This is a genomic window from Defluviimonas aquaemixtae, from assembly GCF_900302475.1.
GTDB classification, from domain to species: domain Bacteria; phylum Pseudomonadota; class Alphaproteobacteria; order Rhodobacterales; family Rhodobacteraceae; genus Albidovulum; species Albidovulum aquaemixtae.
In genome coordinates this window covers 1,396,560-1,416,133 of the sequence record NZ_OMOQ01000001.1, presented here as the reverse complement: position 1 = coordinate 1,416,133, position 19,574 = coordinate 1,396,560, and the positions used below count along the sequence as shown (strand labels likewise).

Sequence of the window (19,574 nt, the reverse complement as noted above, 5' to 3'; positions counted from 1 at the left end):
TGGCCCGAAACGGAAATGCGCTGCCCGGCCCGGGCAGCGCTGCTAACGAGCTTTGGTGACCTATGTCCCGCGTCATTCCTGCTTTTGCGGCAAAGTCTTCGCAAGCGACGCGAAGCCTGCGGTAAAGCCGGCAAGCGAGATGTCGACGTCCACGGTCCTAGTCGGGTCGGCAACCGGTACGACCGAAATCACCGCGACCTTGCCCTTGCGGAACCCGGCGAGGTCCTCGGCCGTGAAACCCACCCTCGCGACGCACCCAACCTCGGTGCAGAAGGTGAACGGATAGCGCTTGGTCTGGCCGCCGTCGACGGTGATGTTGAGCTGTTGGGTCAGAAGCGTCTCGAGCGGCGTGATGACCGTCGCGCCCGCCGCCGCCTCACCGCCTTCGGGCAAAGCGAGGATGCTGATCTCGGAGATCGGCTGCCCGCTCTCCCTGTCCTTCAGGAGCTGATAGAGCTGGCACGGATCCGAGCCGTCGTCGGTCCTCACACAGCGCAGTTGCCAGTCGCCATGCGTCTCGGCGACATAGGGCTCGCCCATACCGTCAGCGGGGGTCGTCGCAGGGTCTGCCGGCGCCGCTTCGGTTTGCTCGGTTTCAGTCGCGGCGCTTTCGGGTGCTGCCGTGTCCTGCGACGTATCCTGCGCGGCCAGAGGGCCCGCAGCAAGAAGCGCGAGGGCGAGCGTCAGGTGATTGGGGAATGCGGCCATGTGTCCTTCCATTGAGCCTTTGGGGGTCTGATCGCGCTTTAGCATGGCCTCGGGGGAGTGTCAGCGGCGAAACGCGCCCAATCCGGCCTCAGCGGCATTCCGCGCACGTTCTGACGCGCGCCCATTTCACAATAAAAAGAAGGGCCCAGCGAGGGCCCTTCCCAGAATCTTGCTCCCTGTCGGACAGGCCGACTTACTCATTGGTGCGAACGCTATTCAGTTAGCATCTTCGCGTCAACAGGAAATATTATCCGTCCCACAAATTTGATTTTGCTCGGAAAAAAGCCGCGCCCGGAAGGCGCGGCCAGTCTGACAGGGAGGAAGTAACACTCAGGCGAAAGCACACCCGCCCGCCTGCAATCAAGACTGGCATGCCAGAGTTAAGATTGTATTGTGCCTGCGAAACCTGAGGAGAAAAAAAGGGGGGCGGTGTGCTGACCGAGAAGGGGATTTACGCGGGCGGCGGCGGGGAGGGACACGCTGCGCCTCAGGAACTGCTGTTGAAATACGGGAACCGTCACGGGCTTATCGCCGGAGCGACCGGTACCGGCAAGACGGTCACCCTGCAGATATTGGCCGAGAGCTTTTCGGCCGCCGGCGTACCAGTCTTCCTGTCCGACGTGAAAAGCGACCTGGCGGGGCTTGCCGTGGCGGGCTCGACCGAGGCCAAGCTCCATGACGCCTTCATGAAGCGCTGTAGCACCATAGGCTACGAGCTTGAATACCAGTCGTTTCCCGTCGCCTTCTGGGACCTCTTCGGCGAACAGGGCCACCCGATCCGAACGACCGTAACCGAGATGGGGCCGCTGCTTCTCGCGCGCCTCATGGATCTGTCCGAGGCGCAGGAAGGGGTTCTGAACATCGCGTTCCGGCTCGCTGACGAAGAGGGTCTGCCGCTTCTCGACCTCAAGGATCTTCAGGCGATGCTCGTCTGGATCGGGCAGAACGCCGACGAGATCAGCCTGCGATACGGCAACGTCGCCACCGCCACGATCGGCGCGATCCAGCGCCAGCTCCTCGTGCTCGAGAACCAGGGCGGCACGCGGCTTTTCGGGGAACCGGCGCTGGAGCTGGCCGACATGATGCGGACCGCGCCGGACGGGCGGGGGCAGATCAACATCCTCGCCGCCGACAAGCTGATGGGCTCGCCGCGGCTCTACGCGACCTTCCTTCTGTGGCTTCTGTCGGAGCTTTTCGAGGAGCTGCCCGAGGTCGGCGACCCCGACAAGCCGAAGTTCGTCTTCTTCTTCGACGAGGCGCATCTTCTCTTCGACGACGCGCCCAAGGCGCTCGTCGACAAGGTGGAGCAGGTCGCCCGCCTCATCCGGTCGAAGGGGGTTGGCGTCTATTTCATCACCCAGAACCCCGCCGACGTTCCCGACGACATCCTCGGCCAGCTCGGCAATCGCATCCAGCACGCGCTGCGGGCCTTTACAGCGAAAGACCAGAAGGACCTCGCGCGCGCGGCACAGAACTACAGGCCCAATCCGCGCTTCGACACCGAAACCGCGATCAAGGAGGTCGGCATTGGCGAGGCGGTGACCTCGTTTCTCGAAGCCAAGGGCGCCCCAGGAATGGTCGAGCGCACGCTGATCCGCCCGCCGTCGAGCCGGCTCGGCCCCATCGGCGCCGACGAGCGGCGGGCGGCGATCGCGGCCTCGGGGTTAGATGCGAAATACGGCGCCACTGTCGACCGCGACTCGGCCTTCGAACGGCTGCAGGCGCGCGCTGACAGCGCCGCCAAGGCCGCCGCAGAGGCCGAGGCCGAAGAGGAACGCATGGCCGAGGAACTGCGCGAACTGAAGCGCGCGCGCCGCTATGACGGCGCCGAGTCCAAGCGGACGAGTTCGCGCCGCTCGTCGCGCAGCGACAGTGTCGCCACTGCCTTCGGCAAAAGCCTCGCACGGCAGCTCGGCACGAAGACGGGCCAGGCGCTCGTCCGGGGGATTCTCGGCAGTCTCTTCAAGTCCCGATAACGTCCTCGGATCGGCAACCATTCGCCCAAAATCGGCGGGCTGTCGCCCGTCCCGCAACAGCACCCCGCGGACGCCACGGAATGGCCATGTTTTGCCACGTAGTGGTGCTAAGCAGCGCCGCAGCCGGAGGCTCTCTCGCCTTGGCGGCGTTCAGATTGGGTGAAGGAGTTGGGTCATGGCATTGACCGCGCAAGAGCAGTACATGCTCGAACTGATAAATCGTGCACGACTGGATCCGAACGCGGAGGCGGCGCGACTCGGGATCGGTCTGAACGACGGCCTTGCGCCGGGCACGATCTCGTCCGCCGCAAAGCAGGTTCTCGCGCCCAATTCCGCGCTCGAGACGGCGGCGACGGGTCACTCGCAGTGGATGTTGGCCAATGACACCTTCAGCCATACCGGCGCCGGAGGGTCCGGGGCCGACGACCGGATCGAGGCCGCAGGCTACGCGTCGTCGGGCTTCTGGTGGGGCGAAAACCTTGGTCAGTACCTGACGACGGGCACGATCAACCTCAATCAGGTGACGGCTGATCTGCACGAAGGTCTCTTTCTCAGCGAAGGGCATCGGCAGAACATCATGCGCGACGTGTTTCGCGAGGTCGGTATCGGGATCGAAACCGGCACGTTCACGACGAACCAATCCTACAATGCCGCGCTCGCGACGCAGAATTACGGACAGATCGGCAGTGCCGTGTTCCTCACGGGTGTCGCCTACACCGACAGCGACAACGACGACTTTTACTCGATCGGAGAAGGCGTCGCGAATGTCAGCTTCCAGATCGGCGGCAGCACCGCTCAGACCGCCTCAGCGGGCGGCTACGGATTGTCGACAAGCGCAGGCGCGGCCGTTTCGGTGACCGTCACGCAGGGCGGCTCGGCCTCCGCGGTGACGGTCGATCTCTCGGCGGGCAACGTGAAGCTCGACCTCGTCGACGGATCGCTCTTCCGTACGTCCGGCAATCTGACACTTGTCTCAGGCGTTGCGGATGCCGAACTTCTCGGGGTGGGGAACCTTTCACTGACGGGCAATGGCCAGAGCAACACGCTCCTGGGCAACAAGGGAAGTAACACTATTGATGCAGGCGGCGGCAATGACGTCGTCTACGACAGGGGTGGAAACGACAACGTCGATCTTGGCGACGGTAACGACACGGTGATCGTCGGAACCGGTGCCGACACGCTGGCCGGCGGCAACGGCATCGACAACATCAGCTATTTCGGCTCGACGAGCGGCGTGAACGTCGATCTCTTCAACAACTCGGTGTCCGGCGGCTGGGCAGCCGGCGACTCGATTTCGGGCTTCGAGCGCGTCTACGGCTCCAATACCGGCAACGACATCCTGAAGGGCACGAACGGCGCCAACTTCCTGCGCGGCTATGGCGGCAATGACATCGTCTACGACAGGGGCGGTGACGACAACGTCGACCTCGGCGACGGCAATGACACCGTCCTCGTCGGCAACGGCGCCGACACGCTGATCGGCGGCAACGGCATCGACAACGTGAACTACTACTATTCCTCGGGCGGGGTGAACGTCGACCTGCTGACCAACGCGCTGTCCGGTGGCTGGGCGGCCGATGACACGATTTCGGGCTTCGAGCGCGTCTACGGCTCCAATACCGGCAATGACATCCTGAAGGGCACCAACGGCGCCAACTTCCTGCGCGGCTATGGCGGCAATGACGTCGTCTACGACAGGGGCGGTAACGACAACGTCGACCTCGGCGACGGCAATGACACGGTGATCGTCGGAACCGGTGCCGACACGCTGGCCGGCGGCAACGGCATCGACAACATCAGCTATTTCGGCTCGACGAGCGGCGTGAACGTCGATCTCTTCAACAACTCGGTGTCCGGCGGCTGGGCAGCCGGCGACTCGATTTCGGGCTTCGAGCGCGTCTACGGCTCCAATACCGGCAACGACATCCTGAAGGGCACGAACGGCGCCAACTTCCTGCGCGGCTATGGCGGCAATGACATCGTCTACGACAGGGGCGGTGACGACAACGTCGACCTCGGCGACGGCAATGACACCGTCCTCGTCGGCAACGGCGCCGACACGCTGATCGGCGGCAACGGCATCGACAACGTGAACTACTACTATTCCTCGGGCGGGGTGAACGTCGACCTGCTGACCAACGCGCTGTCCGGTGGCTGGGCGGCCGATGACACGATTTCGGGCTTCGAGCGCGTCTACGGCTCCAATACCGGCAATGACATCCTGAAGGGCACCAACGGCGCCAACTTCCTGCGCGGCTATGGCGGCAATGACCAGATCGACGGACGGGCAGGGAACGACAACATTGATGGCGGTGCAGGTGCAGACACTCTTACCGGCGGAACCGGCGCGGACCACTTCGTCTTCGACACTGGCTACGGTGCCGACCTTGCGACCGACTTCTCGCTGGCCGAGGGCGACAGGCTCCTGCTCGACGACGATCTATGGGCAGGGACACTCACAACGACCGAGATCGTCAATACCTTCGCCTCGGTCGTTGGCACTGATGTGCGGCTCGACTTCGGCGGAGGCGACGTCCTGACCCTCGTGGACCTGGCAGATACCGCGGGACTGGAGTCACACATCATCATCGTGTGAGGCGGCGACGCTGTCACAGCGGCCGGATCTTCAGCCGGGTGATGCGATTCTCCTTCCGCGCGAGCACCTCGAAACGGAAGCCGTGGAACGAGAAGACCTGGCCCTCTGCGGGGATCATCTGGGCTTCGTGGATGACGAGACCGGCGATGGTATTGGCCTCGACGTCGGGCAACGACCAGTCGGTCGCCCGGTTGAGATCGCGGATCGTCATCGCGCCGTCGACGACATAGTCGCCCGCATCGGTCCGCTTCAGCGGATGTTCGGCGTCGAGGTCGAATTCGTCGGTGATCTCGCCCACGATCTCCTCGATGATGTCTTCGAGTGTGATCAGGCCGCGCAGGTCGCCATATTCGTCGACCACCAGTGCGAAATGCGTGCGCCGCTTGAGAAACTCGCGCATCTGCTCATCCAGGGGCGTTGTCTCGGGCACGAAGTAGGCGGGCTTGGCGACCGACATGATGTCGAGATCGCGGATTGAGGCGAGGTTGCCATCCTCGCCGCGCACGGTCTTTTCCACGGCACGCAGAAGATCCTTCGCGTGAATCACGCCGATGATGTTTTCGCGCTCCCCACGATAGACTGGAAGACGCGTGTGGGGCGAGGCGAGCACGGTCGATAGGATGCGGTCCGGCTCGGTCTCGGCGTCCATCATCTCGATCTGGCTGCGGTGGCGCATGATTTCCTCGACCGTCCGATGCGAGAGATCGAGCGCGCCGAGGAGGCGGTCGCGGTCTTCCTTGTGGACCGCGCCCTCCGAATGGCCGAGGGCGAGCGCACCGACAATCTCGTCCCGGAATGAAAGGATGTGACTATCGGGATCGGTCTTGACGCCGAAGAGCATCAAGAGGCCCCGGACGATTGCGCGCACCAGGGTCACGATGGGCGCCAATACGAGGATGACGACGCGGATGGGCTGTGCCACGCGCGCCGCGGCGGATTCGGGCACCGTGATCGCGTAGGTCTTGGGCAAGACCTCGGCGAAGATCAGGACCAGTGTCGTCATTACGAGCGTCGCGACCGCCACTCCATTCGCGCCGAAAAGCTTCGAGAACAGCGCCGTGGCGAGCGCTGCGGACAGGATGTTGGCGACGTTGTTGCCGAGTAGGATCGCGCCGATCAGCTTCTCGCCGTCCTCCGTCACCTCCAGCGCAAGTTCAGCGCCCCGACTGCCCTTGTCGGCCTGCGCCCGGAGTTTGCCGCGCGAGGCTGCTGTCAGCGCAGTCTCGGACCCCGAAAAGAACGCCGACAGCATGAGAAGCGCGAGGATAGCCCCCGCAGTGAGCCAGAATGCCCCGTCGATCAGGGTTGTCGTTTCCATCGATGCATACCTTTCGTTCCACCCCTTATGTGCGCGGCGCGGATCGCCTGCAAGATGGCCTGCCTATGGTTCGCGGACATCGCGCGCGAGCGGGTGGTGATCGAGGACCAGTGCCTTCAGCCGCTCATCGAGTACGTGGGTATATATCTCGGTCGTCGAGATGTCGGCATGGCCGAGAAGTGTCTGGATCGCCCTCAGATCGGCACCGCCGGCCAGAAGATGCGTGGCGAAGGCATGGCGCAGGACATGCGGCGTGACCCGGTCGGGTGCAATCGCGGCTGCGGCGGCGAGGTCCTTCAGGATCGCGTGAAACGCCTGCCGGGTGAGATGGCCAGATGCACCGCGCGCCGGGAACAGATGGCGTGCGGGAGACATGCCGCGCTCGAGGCGCGCCCGTTCCTCGGCGGCGTCACGAATCGCGAGCCAATCCTGCAGCGCCGTGCGGGCGGGGCCAGATAGCGGGACCATCCGGTCCTTGCCACCCTTGCCCGTCACCATCAGCATCCGTGGGTCGCCGCGCGCCGCCGCGACCGGCAGACCCACGAGTTCCGAGACGCGGAGCCCCGTGGCGTAGAGGACCTCCATCAAGCATATGTTGCGGGCCCGCTCGACAGGTGTCCGCCCGCTTTGCCGCGCGGCGTCGAGCAGCGCCTCGACCTCCTCGATGCTCAGCACCTTGGGCAGCCGCTTGGGCTTTGCGGGACCGGCAATGCGGATCGCCGGATTGTCACGCCGCCAACCCTCGTCATAGGCGAAGCGGTAGAGCTGGCGGATCGAGGACAGGCGCCGCGCCCGGGTTGCGCGCGAAAGTCCCTCTGCCTCGCAGCAGATGAGGTAGGTTTCGATCTCATCCTGCCCGGCTGTTTCGAATCCAGAGCCCTCGCGGGCAAGCCACGCGGAGAAATCCTTCAGATCACGCCCATAGGCCAGAAGCGTGTTTCGCGCCGCGCCAAGCTCTGCCGCCTGCGCATCGAGAAAGGCCGATATCCAGCGCTCCTCCGCCACCGGATCAGCCGCGCCGTTCCAGAAGGACGAGTTCGAGCGCCGCGCGCCGCGCAGTTGTCTCGAGTCCGACGTGGCGGAGCAGAGCCAGCCCGTCCGTCACTTCGCGCAAATCGCCGCGCGCGCCTTCGGTGATCCGGTCAATCGACTGCAGGAGGGCCTCGCCCATCCGGTTTTCCTCGATCAGCGCGGCGGAATCGGCATCCGGGCTGGGTCCGGGCAGGAAGGCCGCGTGGATCGCGGCGCCCATCTGGTCGGGCGGCGTCGTCCGTTCGGCATCGCCAAGCGCGAGGCCGATCAGGAACCGGTCATCGGTGCCCTGCGGCCGGTGTGCCCGCGCGACCGCTTCGTAGCCCGGCGAAAGAAGGCCGATCCGGAAGGCAAGCCGGCCGGTTTCGCCTTCGAGGCCAAGCCCGGCGAGCCGCGATCCGAAGATCGTCGCGAAGGGCACTTCGAGCTCGCTCTCCACCATTTCTTCCCAAGCCTCCCGCAGAGTGCGCGCGACGCCATCGCGATCCTCGTCGGCGAGCGCGCGGTCGATCGTCTGCACGACCTTCACGCGTTCCCAGACGCCTCCGGAGGCCGCAGGCCTGCGTTCGGTGTAAAGGCCGAGAAGACGGTTGGGCTCGATCGCGCCAGTGCGCGCCAGCCGCTCAGCCGCCTCGAGACGCGTCTTCCAGCCGGCGTTGGAGCGAAGGTCGGACTGGGCGAAAGCGACCGGAAGCGTCGTCGTGGACAGCGGCTGCCCGATGGCCTCCATCAGCCGCAGGACGAGCGGCGAGGGGCGCGGCGGCATCGGCAGGTCGGGCGCACCTTCCGCAAGTTCGGGATCGAGGAAGCGTTCGAGAAGCGGAACCATCTCGGGCTCCACGTAACCGAGCGTTTCACCAGTCCGAAGCGAGAGGGCCGCAGCGTTCCAGTCGCCGCCACGCGCGAGACAGAAGACACGGGCCGGAAAAGTCGGAGCGACCTCAGGCGTCTTGCGCATCAGATCGCAGGCGCGGTCCTCCTCACCAAGGAGGAGCGCCACGTCGAACCAGCGGCGGAAGGTTTCGGGCTGCTGTTCGTCGATGCGTTCGAGAAGGGCAAGCGCGGGATCGAGCGCGCCGAGATCGAGAAGCTTGTCGACGCGGGCGAGGAACAATTCGCCGCGCCCGTCAGAATCTATCGGCGGGGAGAGCTCGGCGACAAGAACCGCCATGAGAAGCGACTGCAGCGCGGGCAGCGTGTCCACCCCTTCGGCCCGGATGAGGCGGGCAAGGTCGGCAGAGGTGCTGGTGCCCCAAAGATTGCGCGGCAGGCCGGTGGCGGATACCGGTACGAGCCCCAAAGCATCGAGCGAGGGGCCGTCGATCGACATCGTCGTGATTGGCTGATGGACCACACCGGGCGCAACCGGCGGCTCTATCGTCGTGCCGGGGGGAAGGGGTTGGGCCGTGGGCGTGGCGATGGAGTTCGACAGCCAGTCGATTGCGGACATAGGCCGGTCGCCGTCCACGCCCTGAGCACTCAGTGTCGGGGCGATGACGAGAACCAACACCGAAAGGAGCGCTACCCTACCTGTCAACATTCAGCTCAACCGGCTCTACGACCTCGCTGCGATTGGGCGTCATGTCGCCCAGATATGCATAGCCCGCGAGGCCCACGAACCCAAGAAGCGCCAGAAACAACACTGCCTTGATCAGTCTCACCATCTCGTCCTGCCGTCTGCTCTGTTTATTATGCTCTCTTAGTGCCGCCGCGCCCGCCACGTCATGCCCCGGAGAGGACGGCGCGACGATTATATATGGCAATCTCGTTGAGTTCACGCCATTCAGGGGAGAAAGTTTTCCGAGTGGGCAGGGGCCCGCCGCGGCAGCACCGACGGCCACGGCCGAAAGGACGGAGTGACGGAAGGGCGACTGCAGAAGACCGTGGCCCTTGTGGGCATGATGGGGGCGGGCAAGACGGCCGTGGGAAACGCGCTCGCGCGGCTTCTCGGCGTGCCTTTCCTCGATTCCGATGACGAGATCGAGCGTGCCGCGAACATGACCGTCACCGAGATATTCGCACGCGACGGAGAGGCTTTCTTTCGGAACCGCGAGACCGAGGTTCTGAAGCGGCTTCTGGCCGGCCCGCCCTGCATCCTGTCGACAGGCGGCGGCGCATTCCTCTCGGCCCGCAATCGTGATGAGATCGCGCAGAAGGGCGTGGCGGTCTGGCTCAAGGCGGATCTGGATCTTCTCTGGAGCCGGGTGCGCCACAAGACGACGCGGCCGCTTCTGAGGACGCCCGATCCCAGGGGCACGCTCGCCCGGCTTCTGGAGGACCGGGAGCCCCTGTACGCGCTGGCCGGTCTTGTGGTCGAGGCCCGGCCCGCCTATTCCGTCGAAGACATGGCCGGCAAGGTGATTGAAGCGCTGGCCGAGCGCGCCGACATTTTGGAGACCCGATGACAGAGGCGACGGATACGGTCCGGGTGGAGCTTGGCAGCCGCAGCTACGATGTGCGGATCGGCGCGGGTCTCATTGGGCGGGTTGGGGTAGAAATCGCACCGCTCCTGCAACGGCGGCGCGTCGCGGTGCTGACGGACGAGACGGCTTCGGCGCTGCATCTCGAGGCGCTGCGGACCGGACTCGGCGACGTGTCCATGTCGGCGCTCGCCCTGCCAGCGGGCGAGGCGACAAAGGGCTGGGCGCAGTTCTCCCGCGCAGTCGACTGGCTGCTTGCCGAGAAGGTTGAGCGGCGCGACCTAGTCGTCGCCTTCGGCGGCGGGGTGATCGGCGACCTCGCCGGCTTCGCCGCCGCAGTCCTCAGGCGCGGCGTGCGTTTCGTGCAGATCCCGACAACGCTTCTTGCTCAGGTCGACAGCTCGGTGGGGGGCAAGACGGGCATCAACTCGGTCCACGGAAAGAACCTGATCGGCGCCTTCCATCAGCCGTCGCTTGTACTTGCGGATATCGACGTGCTGGGCACGCTGCCAGCCCGCGACTTCCTGTCGGGCTATGGCGAGGTCGTGAAATGCGGGCTTTTGGGCGATGCAGAATTCTTCGCCTGGCTCGAACAAAACGGACCTGCGCTCGCCGCCGGAGACCTTGCGGCGCGACAATACGCCGTCCGCCGGTCGGTGGAGATGAAGGCGCGCATCGTCGAGCGGGACGAGACCGAACAAGGCGACCGGGCGCTGCTGAACCTCGGCCACACCTTCTGTCACGCGCTCGAATCCGCAACCGGCTATTCGGATCGGCTGCTTCATGGCGAGGGCGTCGCGATCGGTTGCGCCCTGGCCTTCGAGCTGTCGCAGCGGCTCGGCTTGTGTTCGCAGGAGGCGCCGAGCCGGGTCAGGGCCCATCTGAAGGCCATGGGCATGAGGACCGATCTTGCCGACATTCCGGGCGAACTGCCGGGGGCGGAGGCTCTGATGACGCTGATGGCGCAGGACAAGAAGGTGATCGACGGCAAGCTCCGCTTCATCCTCGCGCGGGGCATCGGTGAGGCGTTCGTCGCGGATGACGTGCCGGGTGGCGCGGTCCTGGCGGTTCTGGGCGAGGCTCTGGCGCTGCGCTGACGCCCGCGCTGGCGGCGCGGTCGGTCAGTTTCGCGGAGCGGCTGCGGCGCAAGACCCCCTCTCGTCGCCGGCCGTCGGACGGCTCCTCGGATGCTTCCGGCGCAGGTATTTGAAGCCAATATGAAACAGCGGGCGTTTCGCAGCCGAACGTGGCGCGGCCACGATCGTCAGGAAGCGAACGCGGTGCGCAGCTCGTTTGTCGTTGTCATGATCGCGTCGCCCAGGAAGCGCATGTTCTGAAGCGCGCGTTCGCCTGCCTCGGCGTGGCCGTGGCCGCAGGCGTCCTCGATCACGATCGGGATGAAGCCGAGGTCCGAGCCGTGGCGCACCGTCGGCGCCAGCCCAATCTCGGTCGCGATGCCGCACAACATGAACGAGGTGAGGCCGAGATCGCGGAGCGCCATCGCCAAAGGCGTCCCCTCGAACGCCGACATGGAGATCTTGTCGAAGATCGCCTCGTCCTCGCGCGGGCCAAGTTCGTCGGCGAGCGCGAAACCCGGGCTGTCGCGCAGGAACCAGGGCCGGATGTCCTCCTGGCGCTCCAGCCGCTGCCAGTGCATCGCCTGGCGCCGTTGAAAAACGCCGGCAAGCTTTGCGGGCAAGGACATGTGGCGCAGGAAGAAGACCGGGTGGCCGCGTTCGCGCGCAAATGAGAGCACATCGAGCACGCGCGCTAGCACCTCCGGCCCGTGGGGGAGCTGTGAAAGGATGCCGGCCTGCATGTCGTAGACGACAAGCGCCGCGCGCGCGGGGTCGGCCGTATCCTCAAGCGTCCGGGGAATGCCGAGTTCGCTTAGTGTCATCGCTTTGCTCCCGCGCCATCTGCGGGGGCGAGTCTGTCAGAACGGTATCTCGTCGTCCAGATCGGCGCGGCTGCCGCCGCCCTGGTCGCTCGACGAACCGCCGCCATACCCGCCGGAACGGTCGTCTTCATAGCTGCCGCCGCCTTCGCTGCGACCGTCGAGCAGTGTGAGTTCGCCGCGATACGGCCTGAGCGAGATTTCGGTCGTGTAGCGGTCCTGCCCGGACTGGTCCTGCCATTTCCGGGTTTCGAGCTGACCTTCGATGTAGATCTTTGAGCCCTTCTTCAGATACTGCTCGGCGATCTTGACGAGGTTCTCGTTGTAGATCGCCACGCGGTGCCATTCGGTGCGCTCCCGCCGTTCGCCGGTATTGCGGTCACGCCATGTCTCGGAGGTGGCGAGCCTGAGATTGCAGACCTTGCCGCCGCTGGGAAAGTTGCGCACCTCCGGATCGGCCCCGAGATTGCCGATCAGAATGACCTTGTTCACCGATCCCGCCATGCCGGGTACCTCCTCGCGATTCTCGTTTGCCCCGTTAGACCATCCGGTGCCGGTCAAGAAAAGCGCTCATGGTTAAGATTCCCATAATTCGCGCCGGGCGGCGTCGGCGGGAAGCCGCGTAGAACTCCGGTTGCAGGCAGAGCGGATCGTCGCCCTTATACCGCCGGTTCAATGGCGGGCGGCGCGCAGGTAGGGCAAAGCGGGGCGAGAGGTCGCGGCAGCCCCGCCGCGGCACGACACCGGAGACGGACATGACCCGACAAACGACCTTCGCCTTCGCTACGCTCCTCGGTCTCGGCCTCGCGCTGCCGGCGATCGCGAGCGACTTGCCCGACGCCGCCACCCAGGCAAAGATCACCGAGAACCTCGCTGCCGAGGGCTACGAAGTCCGGAAAATCGACACCGAGGACGGGATGATCGAAGTCTACGCCGTCAGGGACGGCAAGATGTACGAACTCTACCTAGACGAGGATCTGAAGGTCGTCCGCACGAAGGAAGGAAGCTGATCCGACGGAACGCGCGGCGGCGGAGACACTGCCGCCGCGACGGAGGGACATGATGTCACGGATTTATGTTTGGGACCCGTTCGTGCGGCTCTTTCACTGGTCGCTGGTCATCGGCTTCACAGCCAATGCCTTTCTCAACGACCCTGAAGGCAAGCCGCACGAGTATCTCGGCCTCGCTCTGGTCGCCCTGGTCGCTCTCAGAATCGTGTGGGGATTCATCGGCCCGCGCCACGCGCGGTTCGCCGATTTCCCGCCATCCGCCAAGGCCGCGCTCGGTCAGCTGACGGAAATGGCGACGAGGCGCCGCCACGCCCATCGCGGCCATTCGCCGCTCGGCGCGCTCATGATCTACAACCTGATCGTCACCATGCTCGTCATTGGCGCGTCCGGCTACATGATGACGACGCTCGCATTCTTCGGTGTCGGCTGGGTCGAGGACCTGCACGAAGCGGCGGTGACCTGGGCGGAAGCCTCAATCCTGTTCCATCTCGCCGGCGTGGCGTGGGAAAGCCGAAGGCTCGGGATCAATCTTCCGAAATCCATGCTGACCGGCTATAAAGCGTTGCGGGCAGGCGGGCAGTGTGAATGGCAGGTCGAAGAGCAAGAAAGCGCGGTATCGGTCTCGCGGTTCTCGCCCTGATGGGCCTCCAGACCATTGCGGCGATCTTCTTCGTCGGCGACGTGGTGACCGACTACTTCGATGAAACAACATCAATATGGAATCGACCGCATCTGATGCTCGAAGCGCTGGCCAATGTCGGGCTGATCGGCGGACTGGTGGTCGAAGCGTTGTTCCTGACTCACATCCTGCGTCGGCACGCCCGCGCCGAGCGTGCGCTTTCCGTGGCCTCGGGGGCGCTCCAGGACGTGATGGAGGAGTATTTCTCGGAATGGCACCTGACGCCTGCCGAGGCGGACGTCGCGAACTTCACGATCAAGGGATGCTCAATCGCCGAGATCGCAACGCTTCGCGGTTCGGCCGAGGGCACAGTCAAGACGCATCTGAACTCGATCTACCGAAAGGCCGGTGTGAGCGGGCGAAGCCAGCTCGTGAACCTGCTCGTGGAGGAGCTATTCCACGCTCCGCCGGCGGGCGATCTGGCGCTGCCCCGAACCGCAGCCTCGTAGCCAGGAAGCGGTGTACCCAGGACTGTTCAGCGCGACGAAAAATCGGCTATAGTCCTCGCGGGTGAGAAAAAAGCCGGGCGAGGGACCGATGAGAAAGCCCATAGCAGCATTTTTGTCCGCCGCGGTGACGCTTGCGGCAAGCGGTTCTGCACCGGCGCGCGCAGAGGGTCTGGTCTTTTCCGGCGGGGCCACGTCCCGGCTGGCGATGTTCCGCAAGCAGACGCAGGTCCTCGATACGCGCGCCGCGACGCAGTATTCCGCTTCGTCACGGCTCACGCCGAACGGCAAGAAAGGTGCGGAGCCAACCGCGATCCCAAGCTATTCGGGGCGCTACCGGGGCCTCTATCTCGGCGCCGCGAAGGAGGCGGCGCGGCGGCACGGGATTCCAGAGGACCTGTTCCTCAGGCTCGTCCAGCAGGAGAGCGGCTGGAATCCCACGGCGGTCTCGCACAAGGGCGCGCGGGGGCTTGCACAACTCATGCCGGCGACGGCGCGGAGGCTCGGCGTGAACGCCGAGGATCCGCATGACAACCTCAATGGCGGCGCGCGATACCTGCGGATGATGTACGACCGGTTCGGCAACTGGCGGCTCGCGCTTGCGGCCTACAATGCGGGCCCCGAGGCGGTCGTACGGCACGGAGGGGTGCCGCCCTATTCCGAGACCAAGGGATACGTGCTCGCAATCCTCGGGAGCTGACGCGTCCGGTAGAGCGCCATGCCGTGCATCTTGTTTTCTGCTAGGCTCCTTCGAGGGCGGCGCGCGTAGTGCGCGGCGCGGAACGACGGGGCCGTGCGATGTCCGCAAAACCGCGCAGCAAACCGAGGCTCGCCGACGCCGACATGTCGCGGAAAATCGGCAAGGCGGCTTATCTGAAGAAGCTGGCCGCGCTTCAGCGCCGGATGGCGCAGATCCAGCATGCCTATTTGCGCGGCGGCGCCTCGGGTGTGATCGTCTTCGAAGGCTGGGACGCAGCCGGCAAGGGCGGGACGATCCGACGGCTCTCGGCCGCGCTCGATCCGCGCAGTTTCAAGGTGTGGCCGATCGGCGCGCCCCGCAACTACTACATTCAGAGGCACTACCTCCTGCGCTTCATGGAGCGGTTGCCGCCAGCGGGGGCTATCTCGGCTTTCGACCGGTCGTGGTATGGACGGGTCCTTGTCGAGCGCGTCGAGGGGCTCACGCCCGAACACCGCTGGCAGGCGGCCTATCGCGAGATCAACGAGTTCGAGCGTCTCCTGATCGACGACGGCGTCCGTGTCGTGAAGCTTTTCTTCCATGTCACGCCTGAGGAACAGCTCGCGCGCTTCGAGGAGCGGCTCAGGAACCCGATGAAGCGCTGGAAACTCACTTACGAGGATTTCCGCAACCGGGACCGCTGGGACGATTACGCGGCGGCGATCGACGAGATGTTTGCGCGGACCTCGACCAAGGCCGCGCCTTGGCATCTCGTACCCGCGAACGACAAGAAGAGCGCGCGGCTCGATGCGATCGGGCACATCGCGGACCGGCTGGGCAAGGGAGTCGATCTTGCGTCGGAGAAGCCGCATGATGGCGTACTCGATGCGGCGGAGAAGTATCTCGACCTCGATGACGACCTGGTCGCGAGTCTGCGCGGGCGAACGGAGTGAGCCGGTCAGCCGCCGTCGCGCGGTTCCTCGCGGATCTCGTAGTCGCGCGGAATTCCTTTCGTAGTGCGCCCCCAGACTGACGCGGCCGCACGGGCCCGGTGCGCGTCAAAGGCGGCGCGGTCGCGGAAAGCCTCGGTCACGGCGAAGCGGCAGGGGTCAGCGTGAGAGCGCAGGACCTCGAATCTGAGGCAGCCGAGTTCGGCGCGGGTTAGGCGGATATGGTCGGGCAGGAGCATTGAGACCCGATCGGCCTCTTCGAGGCTGCGGGCGATCAGGAAGCCTCTCAGGGTCACGCGGGCCATGGAGGCGACGATAAGGCAGCCGTGACGGGCTGAAAAGTCTCTGTGTCCCGGCCCTTTCGCGCGGTTTGTTCGCTCGGCCGGAAACAGGGTCAAGATCAGAAGCAATCCTCTTTGCCGACAGAGCCGATTTCGACCCAGCGAGAGCCCCGCCGCATCAACTTCTGAACACATAGATTGCTCCAAAGAGCCGGGCGTGAGACCATTCGCACACACACATTCAGCAGGGGGTACTGTCATGCCGAAGCTAATCGCCACGCACGAAGTCGATGACGTCGCCCATTGGCTTGCCTCTCCAAAACGCGACGAGGTCTTTGCCGGCCTCGCCAAGGACCTGACGACGTTTGTACTCCCGGGAGACTCGAACCGGGTGGCACTGTCCATGGATGTCGCCGACATGGATGCACTCGATGCCATGATGAAGAGCGACAGGGGTGCAGAGGCCATGAAATACGATGGGGTGCGTCCCGAAACCATCGTGATGTACATCGAAGGATAGCCAAACGCGCGATACGGGACATTTGATCTATCCCTGGATTCAAAGACTGCCCGATCTCAAAGCGCAGACGCGTTTTTGAGAGCGCCCGCGCGGATCAACTCAACAGGAGAGCACCCGCGACATGAGCGACCGATCCGCGGAAGGGCAAGTCCCTTTTGACCACAGGCTGGCTGATGAATTGATGGAGAGCCACCAGCTGGATCTCCTCATCGTCAACTCCAAGCACAATGTTCGATACCTTCTTGGCGGGTACGAGTTCTTCTTCTTCTTCCAGTCGATGGAAGCCCTTGGGCATTCCAGATATCTGCCGCTCGTCATCTATGTCAAAGGACGGCCGCAGGACGCCACCTACGTTGCAAGCGTCATGGAGGCCTGGGACCATGCGCTGCGGCCTTTCTGGACGCCACACGTGGACCTTGTCAGCTGGGGTACGATGGATGCCGCAGGCGCCGCAGTGAAGCGCGCGAAAGCCTGCGGACTTTCGAAGGGGCGGATCGGAATTGAACCTGCATTTCTTCCGGCAGACGCCATGGACCTCCTCTCGGACGGACTTCCCGATGCGTCATTCGGCGACGCGACCCCGGTTCTCGAGCGTCTCCGTGCGGTCAAGCGGCCGGACGAATTATCGCTCTTGAAGAGGGCATCCGAAGACATCGTAGGAGCGATGGTCGCAACCGTGGAATGGGCCGGGCCGGGCACGACAAAGAACGAAATCGTCAATCGGGTGCGCCTTGAGGAAACCCGACGCGGCCTCGGGTTCGACTACTGTCTTGTTACGATGGGAAGCGACCGCAACCGAGCCCCGTCCGATCAGGCCTGGCAACTGAGCGAGAGCATGTCGATCGATTCAGGCGGCAATCTCGACGGCTATATCGGAGACCTTTGCCGAATGGCGGTGCTGGGTGAACCTGACGGCGAACTTCGGGACCTGCTTGCCGAGGTTGATGCGACGCAGCAGTCCGTATTCTCGCACATTCGCGCCGGAGCGATCGGTCGCGACCTTCTTGAATACGGCAACAAGGTTCGGTCTGACGGACCAAACAGGGAATACACCGATCTTGTCATTCACGGAATGGGCCTTGTGAGCCATGAGGTGCCTTTCATCATGTCGAACCGTATCTACGATGGCATCGACTGCGACCTGGCGCTTGAGGCCGGAATGGTTCTTTCGGTCGAAACCACGATGGCGCACCCGGCCCGGGGTCTTGTGAAACTGGAGGATACGGTCGCAGTGACCGCCGACGGCGGCGAAGTGTTCGGCGACGCGGTCAGGGGCTGGATAAGCCGGTAGGAACAAGCCGAACGGGTTCGCCTGTTCCGCGAGGTCTGCTTCCTGAACACTGAGGCGATGAAGACTGCACTTGACCCCGGAGCGGACCATCGCTGTTTGACGTCTCGGATGATGATCGCAGGACGATCCTAGTGCGCGGACCTGAATGTAGACCGCCGCTTCGATGTCGCGCCTGGGTGAGGTGCGCGCTCACTCCATCTCGATCGTGCCGGGGGGCTTCGAGGTCACGTCGTACATCACCCGGTTGATGCCCTTGACCTCGTTGATGATCCGGGTCGCGGTCTCGCCGAGGAAGTCGTGCGTGAACGGGTAGTAGTCGGCGGTCATGCCGTCGACGCTGGTGACCGCGCGCAAGGAACAGGCGTAGTCGTAGGTCCGCCCGTCGCCCATCACGCCCACCGTCTTCACCGGCAGGATCGCGACAAAAGCCTGCCAGATCTCGTCGTAAAGCCCGTGCTGGCGGATCTGGTCGATATAGACGGCGTCCGCTGCGCGCAGGATTTCGAGCTTCTCGCGGGTGATCTCGCCCGGGCAGCGGATGGCGAGGCCGGGGCCTGGGAAGGGGTGGCGGCCGATGAACTTCTCCGGCAGACCGAGCTCGCGGCCGAGCGCGCGGACCTCGTCCTTGAAGAGCTCGCGCAGGGGCTCGACGAGCTTCAGGCCCATCTTTTCCGGCAGGCCGCCGACGTTGTGGTGCGACTTGATCGTGACCGAGGGGCCGCCGGAGAAGCTCACGCTTTCGATCACGTCGGGATAGAGCGTGCCTTGCGCGAGGAAGGCCGCGCCGCCGACCTCGTTGGCGTGTTTCTGGAAGACGTCGATGAAGAGCCTGCCGATGCTCTTGCGCTTCACTTCGGGGTCGGAGACGCCTTCGAGCGCGCCGAGGAAGAGGTCGGCCTCGTCGGCATGGATCAGCGGGATGTTGTAGGTGTCGCGGAACATGGTCACGACTTCCTCGGCCTCGTCGAGCCTGAGGAGCCCGTGATCCACGAAAACGCAGGTGAGCTGGTCGCCGATCGCCTCGTGGATCAGGATCGCGGCGACCGAGGAGTCGACGCCGCCGGAGAGGCCGCAGATGACCTTCTGATCGCCGACCTGGGCCCGGATCTTCTCGATCGCGTCCTCGCGGTAGGCGCCCATCGTCCAGTCGCCGGTGAAACCGGCGAGGCGCACGAAGTTCTCGTAAAGCTTCGCGCCTTTCGGTGTGTGGTGCACCTCGGGGTGGAACTGGACGGCATAGAAATGCCGCCCGGGGTCGGCAGTGATCGCGAAAGGAGCGTTGGGCGAGGTTCCAAAAACCAAAAATCCCGGTGCGATTTCAGAGACATGGTCGCCGTGGCTCATCCAGACCTGTTCACGCCCGTCCGCGAACCAGCCGTCGAGGAGCGGCAGATTCGCCTGCGTCGGCGTGACATAGGCGCGGCCGAACTCGGCGGTTTTGTGGCCGCGTTCAACGCGGCCGCCGAGGCAGTGCATCATCACCTGCTGGCCATAGCAGATGCCGAGAATCGGCACGCCGAGGTCGAAGACCGTCTTCGGTGGCATGGGGGCGCCGTCGGCGAAGACCGAGGCGGGGCCACCGGAGAAGATCACCGCCTTCGGCGCGAAATCCTTCAGGAAACCGTCGGTGACGTGCTGAAACGGGTGGATCTCGCAGTAGACATTCAACTCGCGCAGCCGGCGCGCGATAAGCTGCGTGACCTGGCTGCCGAAATCGATGATGAGAAGGCGGTCATGGGCATGTGTCATGGCGGCGGAATAGGGGTTTGCC

Annotated in this window: 20 protein-coding genes; 11 read left to right on the top strand and 9 right to left on the bottom strand. The window is 64.5% G+C overall.

Going from position 1 to position 19,574, the window contains the following annotated elements; translation table 11 throughout:
- Positions 1 to 72: 72 nt before the first annotated feature.
- Positions 73 to 708 carry an invasion associated locus B family protein gene (locus DEA8626_RS06975; RefSeq protein ID WP_108852285.1) on the bottom strand — a complete coding sequence of 212 codons (636 nt, stop codon included), beginning with the start codon at positions 706 to 708 and terminating at the stop codon, positions 73 to 75.
- Between the two features lie 431 nt (positions 709 to 1,139).
- Between DEA8626_RS06975 and DEA8626_RS06970 the strand changes: the two genes are divergently transcribed.
- Positions 1,140 to 2,684, top strand: coding sequence for a helicase HerA-like domain-containing protein (locus tag DEA8626_RS06970; RefSeq protein WP_245890788.1), 1,545 nt, complete (start codon positions 1,140 to 1,142; stop codon positions 2,682 to 2,684).
- Positions 2,685 to 2,859: 175 nt separating this feature from the next.
- Positions 2,860 to 5,280, top strand: a complete 2,421-nt coding sequence (locus DEA8626_RS06965; protein ID WP_108852284.1) for a CAP domain-containing protein — start codon at positions 2,860 to 2,862, stop codon at positions 5,278 to 5,280.
- Between the two features lie 13 nt (positions 5,281 to 5,293).
- On the opposite strand, the gene DEA8626_RS06960 is transcribed toward DEA8626_RS06965, so the two are convergent.
- The 4 genes from DEA8626_RS06960 to DEA8626_RS21570 all read right to left on the bottom strand — a co-directional run bounded on the left by DEA8626_RS06960 (position 5,294) and on the right by DEA8626_RS21570 (position 9,291).
- Positions 5,294 to 6,598 (bottom strand): HlyC/CorC family transporter, encoded by a 1,305-nt coding sequence (locus tag DEA8626_RS06960; protein ID WP_108852283.1) that lies wholly within the window; start codon positions 6,596 to 6,598, stop codon positions 5,294 to 5,296.
- A gap of 63 nt (positions 6,599 to 6,661) precedes the next feature.
- Complete coding sequence (locus DEA8626_RS06955; protein ID WP_108852282.1) at positions 6,662 to 7,603, bottom strand: site-specific tyrosine recombinase XerD; 942 nt, start codon at positions 7,601 to 7,603, stop codon at positions 6,662 to 6,664.
- A gap of 4 nt (positions 7,604 to 7,607) precedes the next feature.
- Entirely contained in the window at positions 7,608 to 9,170 is a 1,563-nt protein-coding gene (locus DEA8626_RS06950; protein ID WP_245890787.1) for a hypothetical protein, read from the bottom strand.
- Positions 9,157 to 9,291: a hypothetical protein gene (locus tag DEA8626_RS21570; protein WP_281261495.1), complete on the bottom strand. Its 135-nt coding sequence runs from the start codon at positions 9,289 to 9,291 to the stop codon at positions 9,157 to 9,159. Before DEA8626_RS21570 ends, DEA8626_RS06950 begins: the two co-directional genes overlap by 14 nt.
- Positions 9,292 to 9,486: 195 nt before the next feature.
- Here DEA8626_RS21570 and DEA8626_RS06945 point away from each other — a divergent pair, with 195 nt between their 5' ends.
- Complete coding sequence (locus DEA8626_RS06945) at positions 9,487 to 10,035, top strand: shikimate kinase (protein ID WP_108852280.1); 549 nt, start codon at positions 9,487 to 9,489, stop codon at positions 10,033 to 10,035.
- Complete coding sequence (aroB, locus tag DEA8626_RS06940) at positions 10,032 to 11,147, top strand: 3-dehydroquinate synthase (RefSeq protein ID WP_108852279.1); 1,116 nt, start codon at positions 10,032 to 10,034, stop codon at positions 11,145 to 11,147. Before DEA8626_RS06945 ends, aroB begins: the two co-directional genes overlap by 4 nt.
- Before the next feature lie 167 nt (positions 11,148 to 11,314).
- Here aroB and DEA8626_RS06935 read toward each other — a convergent pair whose 3' ends face one another.
- Positions 11,315 to 11,950 (bottom strand): cysteine hydrolase family protein, encoded by a 636-nt coding sequence (locus DEA8626_RS06935; protein ID WP_108852278.1) that lies wholly within the window; start codon positions 11,948 to 11,950, stop codon positions 11,315 to 11,317.
- 36 nt (positions 11,951 to 11,986) lie between these two features.
- A complete protein-coding gene (gene ssb, locus DEA8626_RS06930; protein ID WP_108852277.1) occupies positions 11,987 to 12,451 on the bottom strand; it encodes a single-stranded DNA-binding protein in 465 nt (154 codons plus the stop codon).
- Positions 12,452 to 12,702: 251 nt separating this feature from the next.
- Here ssb and DEA8626_RS06925 point away from each other — a divergent pair, with 251 nt between their 5' ends.
- The 5 genes from DEA8626_RS06925 (at position 12,703) to DEA8626_RS06905 (ending at position 15,714) form a co-directional block, all read left to right on the top strand.
- Positions 12,703 to 12,957 (top strand): PepSY domain-containing protein, encoded by a 255-nt coding sequence (locus DEA8626_RS06925; RefSeq protein ID WP_108852276.1) that lies wholly within the window; start codon positions 12,703 to 12,705, stop codon positions 12,955 to 12,957.
- Positions 12,958 to 13,009: 52 nt separating this feature from the next.
- A complete protein-coding gene (locus tag DEA8626_RS06920; RefSeq protein WP_108852275.1) occupies positions 13,010 to 13,597 on the top strand; it encodes a cytochrome b/b6 domain-containing protein in 588 nt (195 codons plus the stop codon).
- The gene (locus DEA8626_RS06915; protein WP_245890786.1) at positions 13,597 to 14,085 is read left to right on the top strand and encodes a helix-turn-helix transcriptional regulator; all 489 of its coding nucleotides are present in this window, start codon (positions 13,597 to 13,599) and stop codon (positions 14,083 to 14,085) included. The genes DEA8626_RS06920 and DEA8626_RS06915 overlap by 1 nt, the downstream gene beginning before the upstream one ends.
- Before the next feature lie 88 nt (positions 14,086 to 14,173).
- On the top strand, positions 14,174 to 14,782 hold the full coding sequence (locus DEA8626_RS06910; RefSeq protein ID WP_108852273.1) for a lytic transglycosylase domain-containing protein: 609 nt from the start codon (positions 14,174 to 14,176) through the stop codon (positions 14,780 to 14,782).
- Between the two features lie 98 nt (positions 14,783 to 14,880).
- Complete coding sequence (locus tag DEA8626_RS06905) at positions 14,881 to 15,714, top strand: polyphosphate kinase 2 family protein (RefSeq protein ID WP_108852272.1); 834 nt, start codon at positions 14,881 to 14,883, stop codon at positions 15,712 to 15,714.
- Positions 15,715 to 15,719: 5 nt separating this feature from the next.
- On the opposite strand, the gene DEA8626_RS06900 is transcribed toward DEA8626_RS06905, so the two are convergent.
- On the bottom strand, positions 15,720 to 16,016 hold the full coding sequence (locus DEA8626_RS06900) for a putative quinol monooxygenase (RefSeq protein WP_108853355.1): 297 nt from the start codon (positions 16,014 to 16,016) through the stop codon (positions 15,720 to 15,722).
- 235 nt (positions 16,017 to 16,251) lie between these two features.
- Here DEA8626_RS06900 and DEA8626_RS06895 point away from each other — a divergent pair, with 235 nt between their 5' ends.
- Positions 16,252 to 16,512, top strand: coding sequence for a hypothetical protein (locus DEA8626_RS06895; RefSeq protein ID WP_108852271.1), 261 nt, complete (start codon positions 16,252 to 16,254; stop codon positions 16,510 to 16,512).
- Positions 16,513 to 16,633: 121 nt separating this feature from the next.
- On the top strand, positions 16,634 to 17,803 hold the full coding sequence (locus DEA8626_RS06890) for a M24 family metallopeptidase (RefSeq protein WP_108852270.1): 1,170 nt from the start codon (positions 16,634 to 16,636) through the stop codon (positions 17,801 to 17,803).
- A gap of 189 nt (positions 17,804 to 17,992) precedes the next feature.
- Here the strand turns inward: DEA8626_RS06890 and guaA are convergent, their stop codons facing one another.
- Positions 17,993 to 19,552 carry a glutamine-hydrolyzing GMP synthase gene (gene guaA, locus DEA8626_RS06885; RefSeq protein WP_108852269.1) on the bottom strand — a complete coding sequence of 520 codons (1,560 nt, stop codon included), beginning with the start codon at positions 19,550 to 19,552 and terminating at the stop codon, positions 17,993 to 17,995.
- Between the last annotated feature and the right edge of the window lie 22 nt (positions 19,553 to 19,574).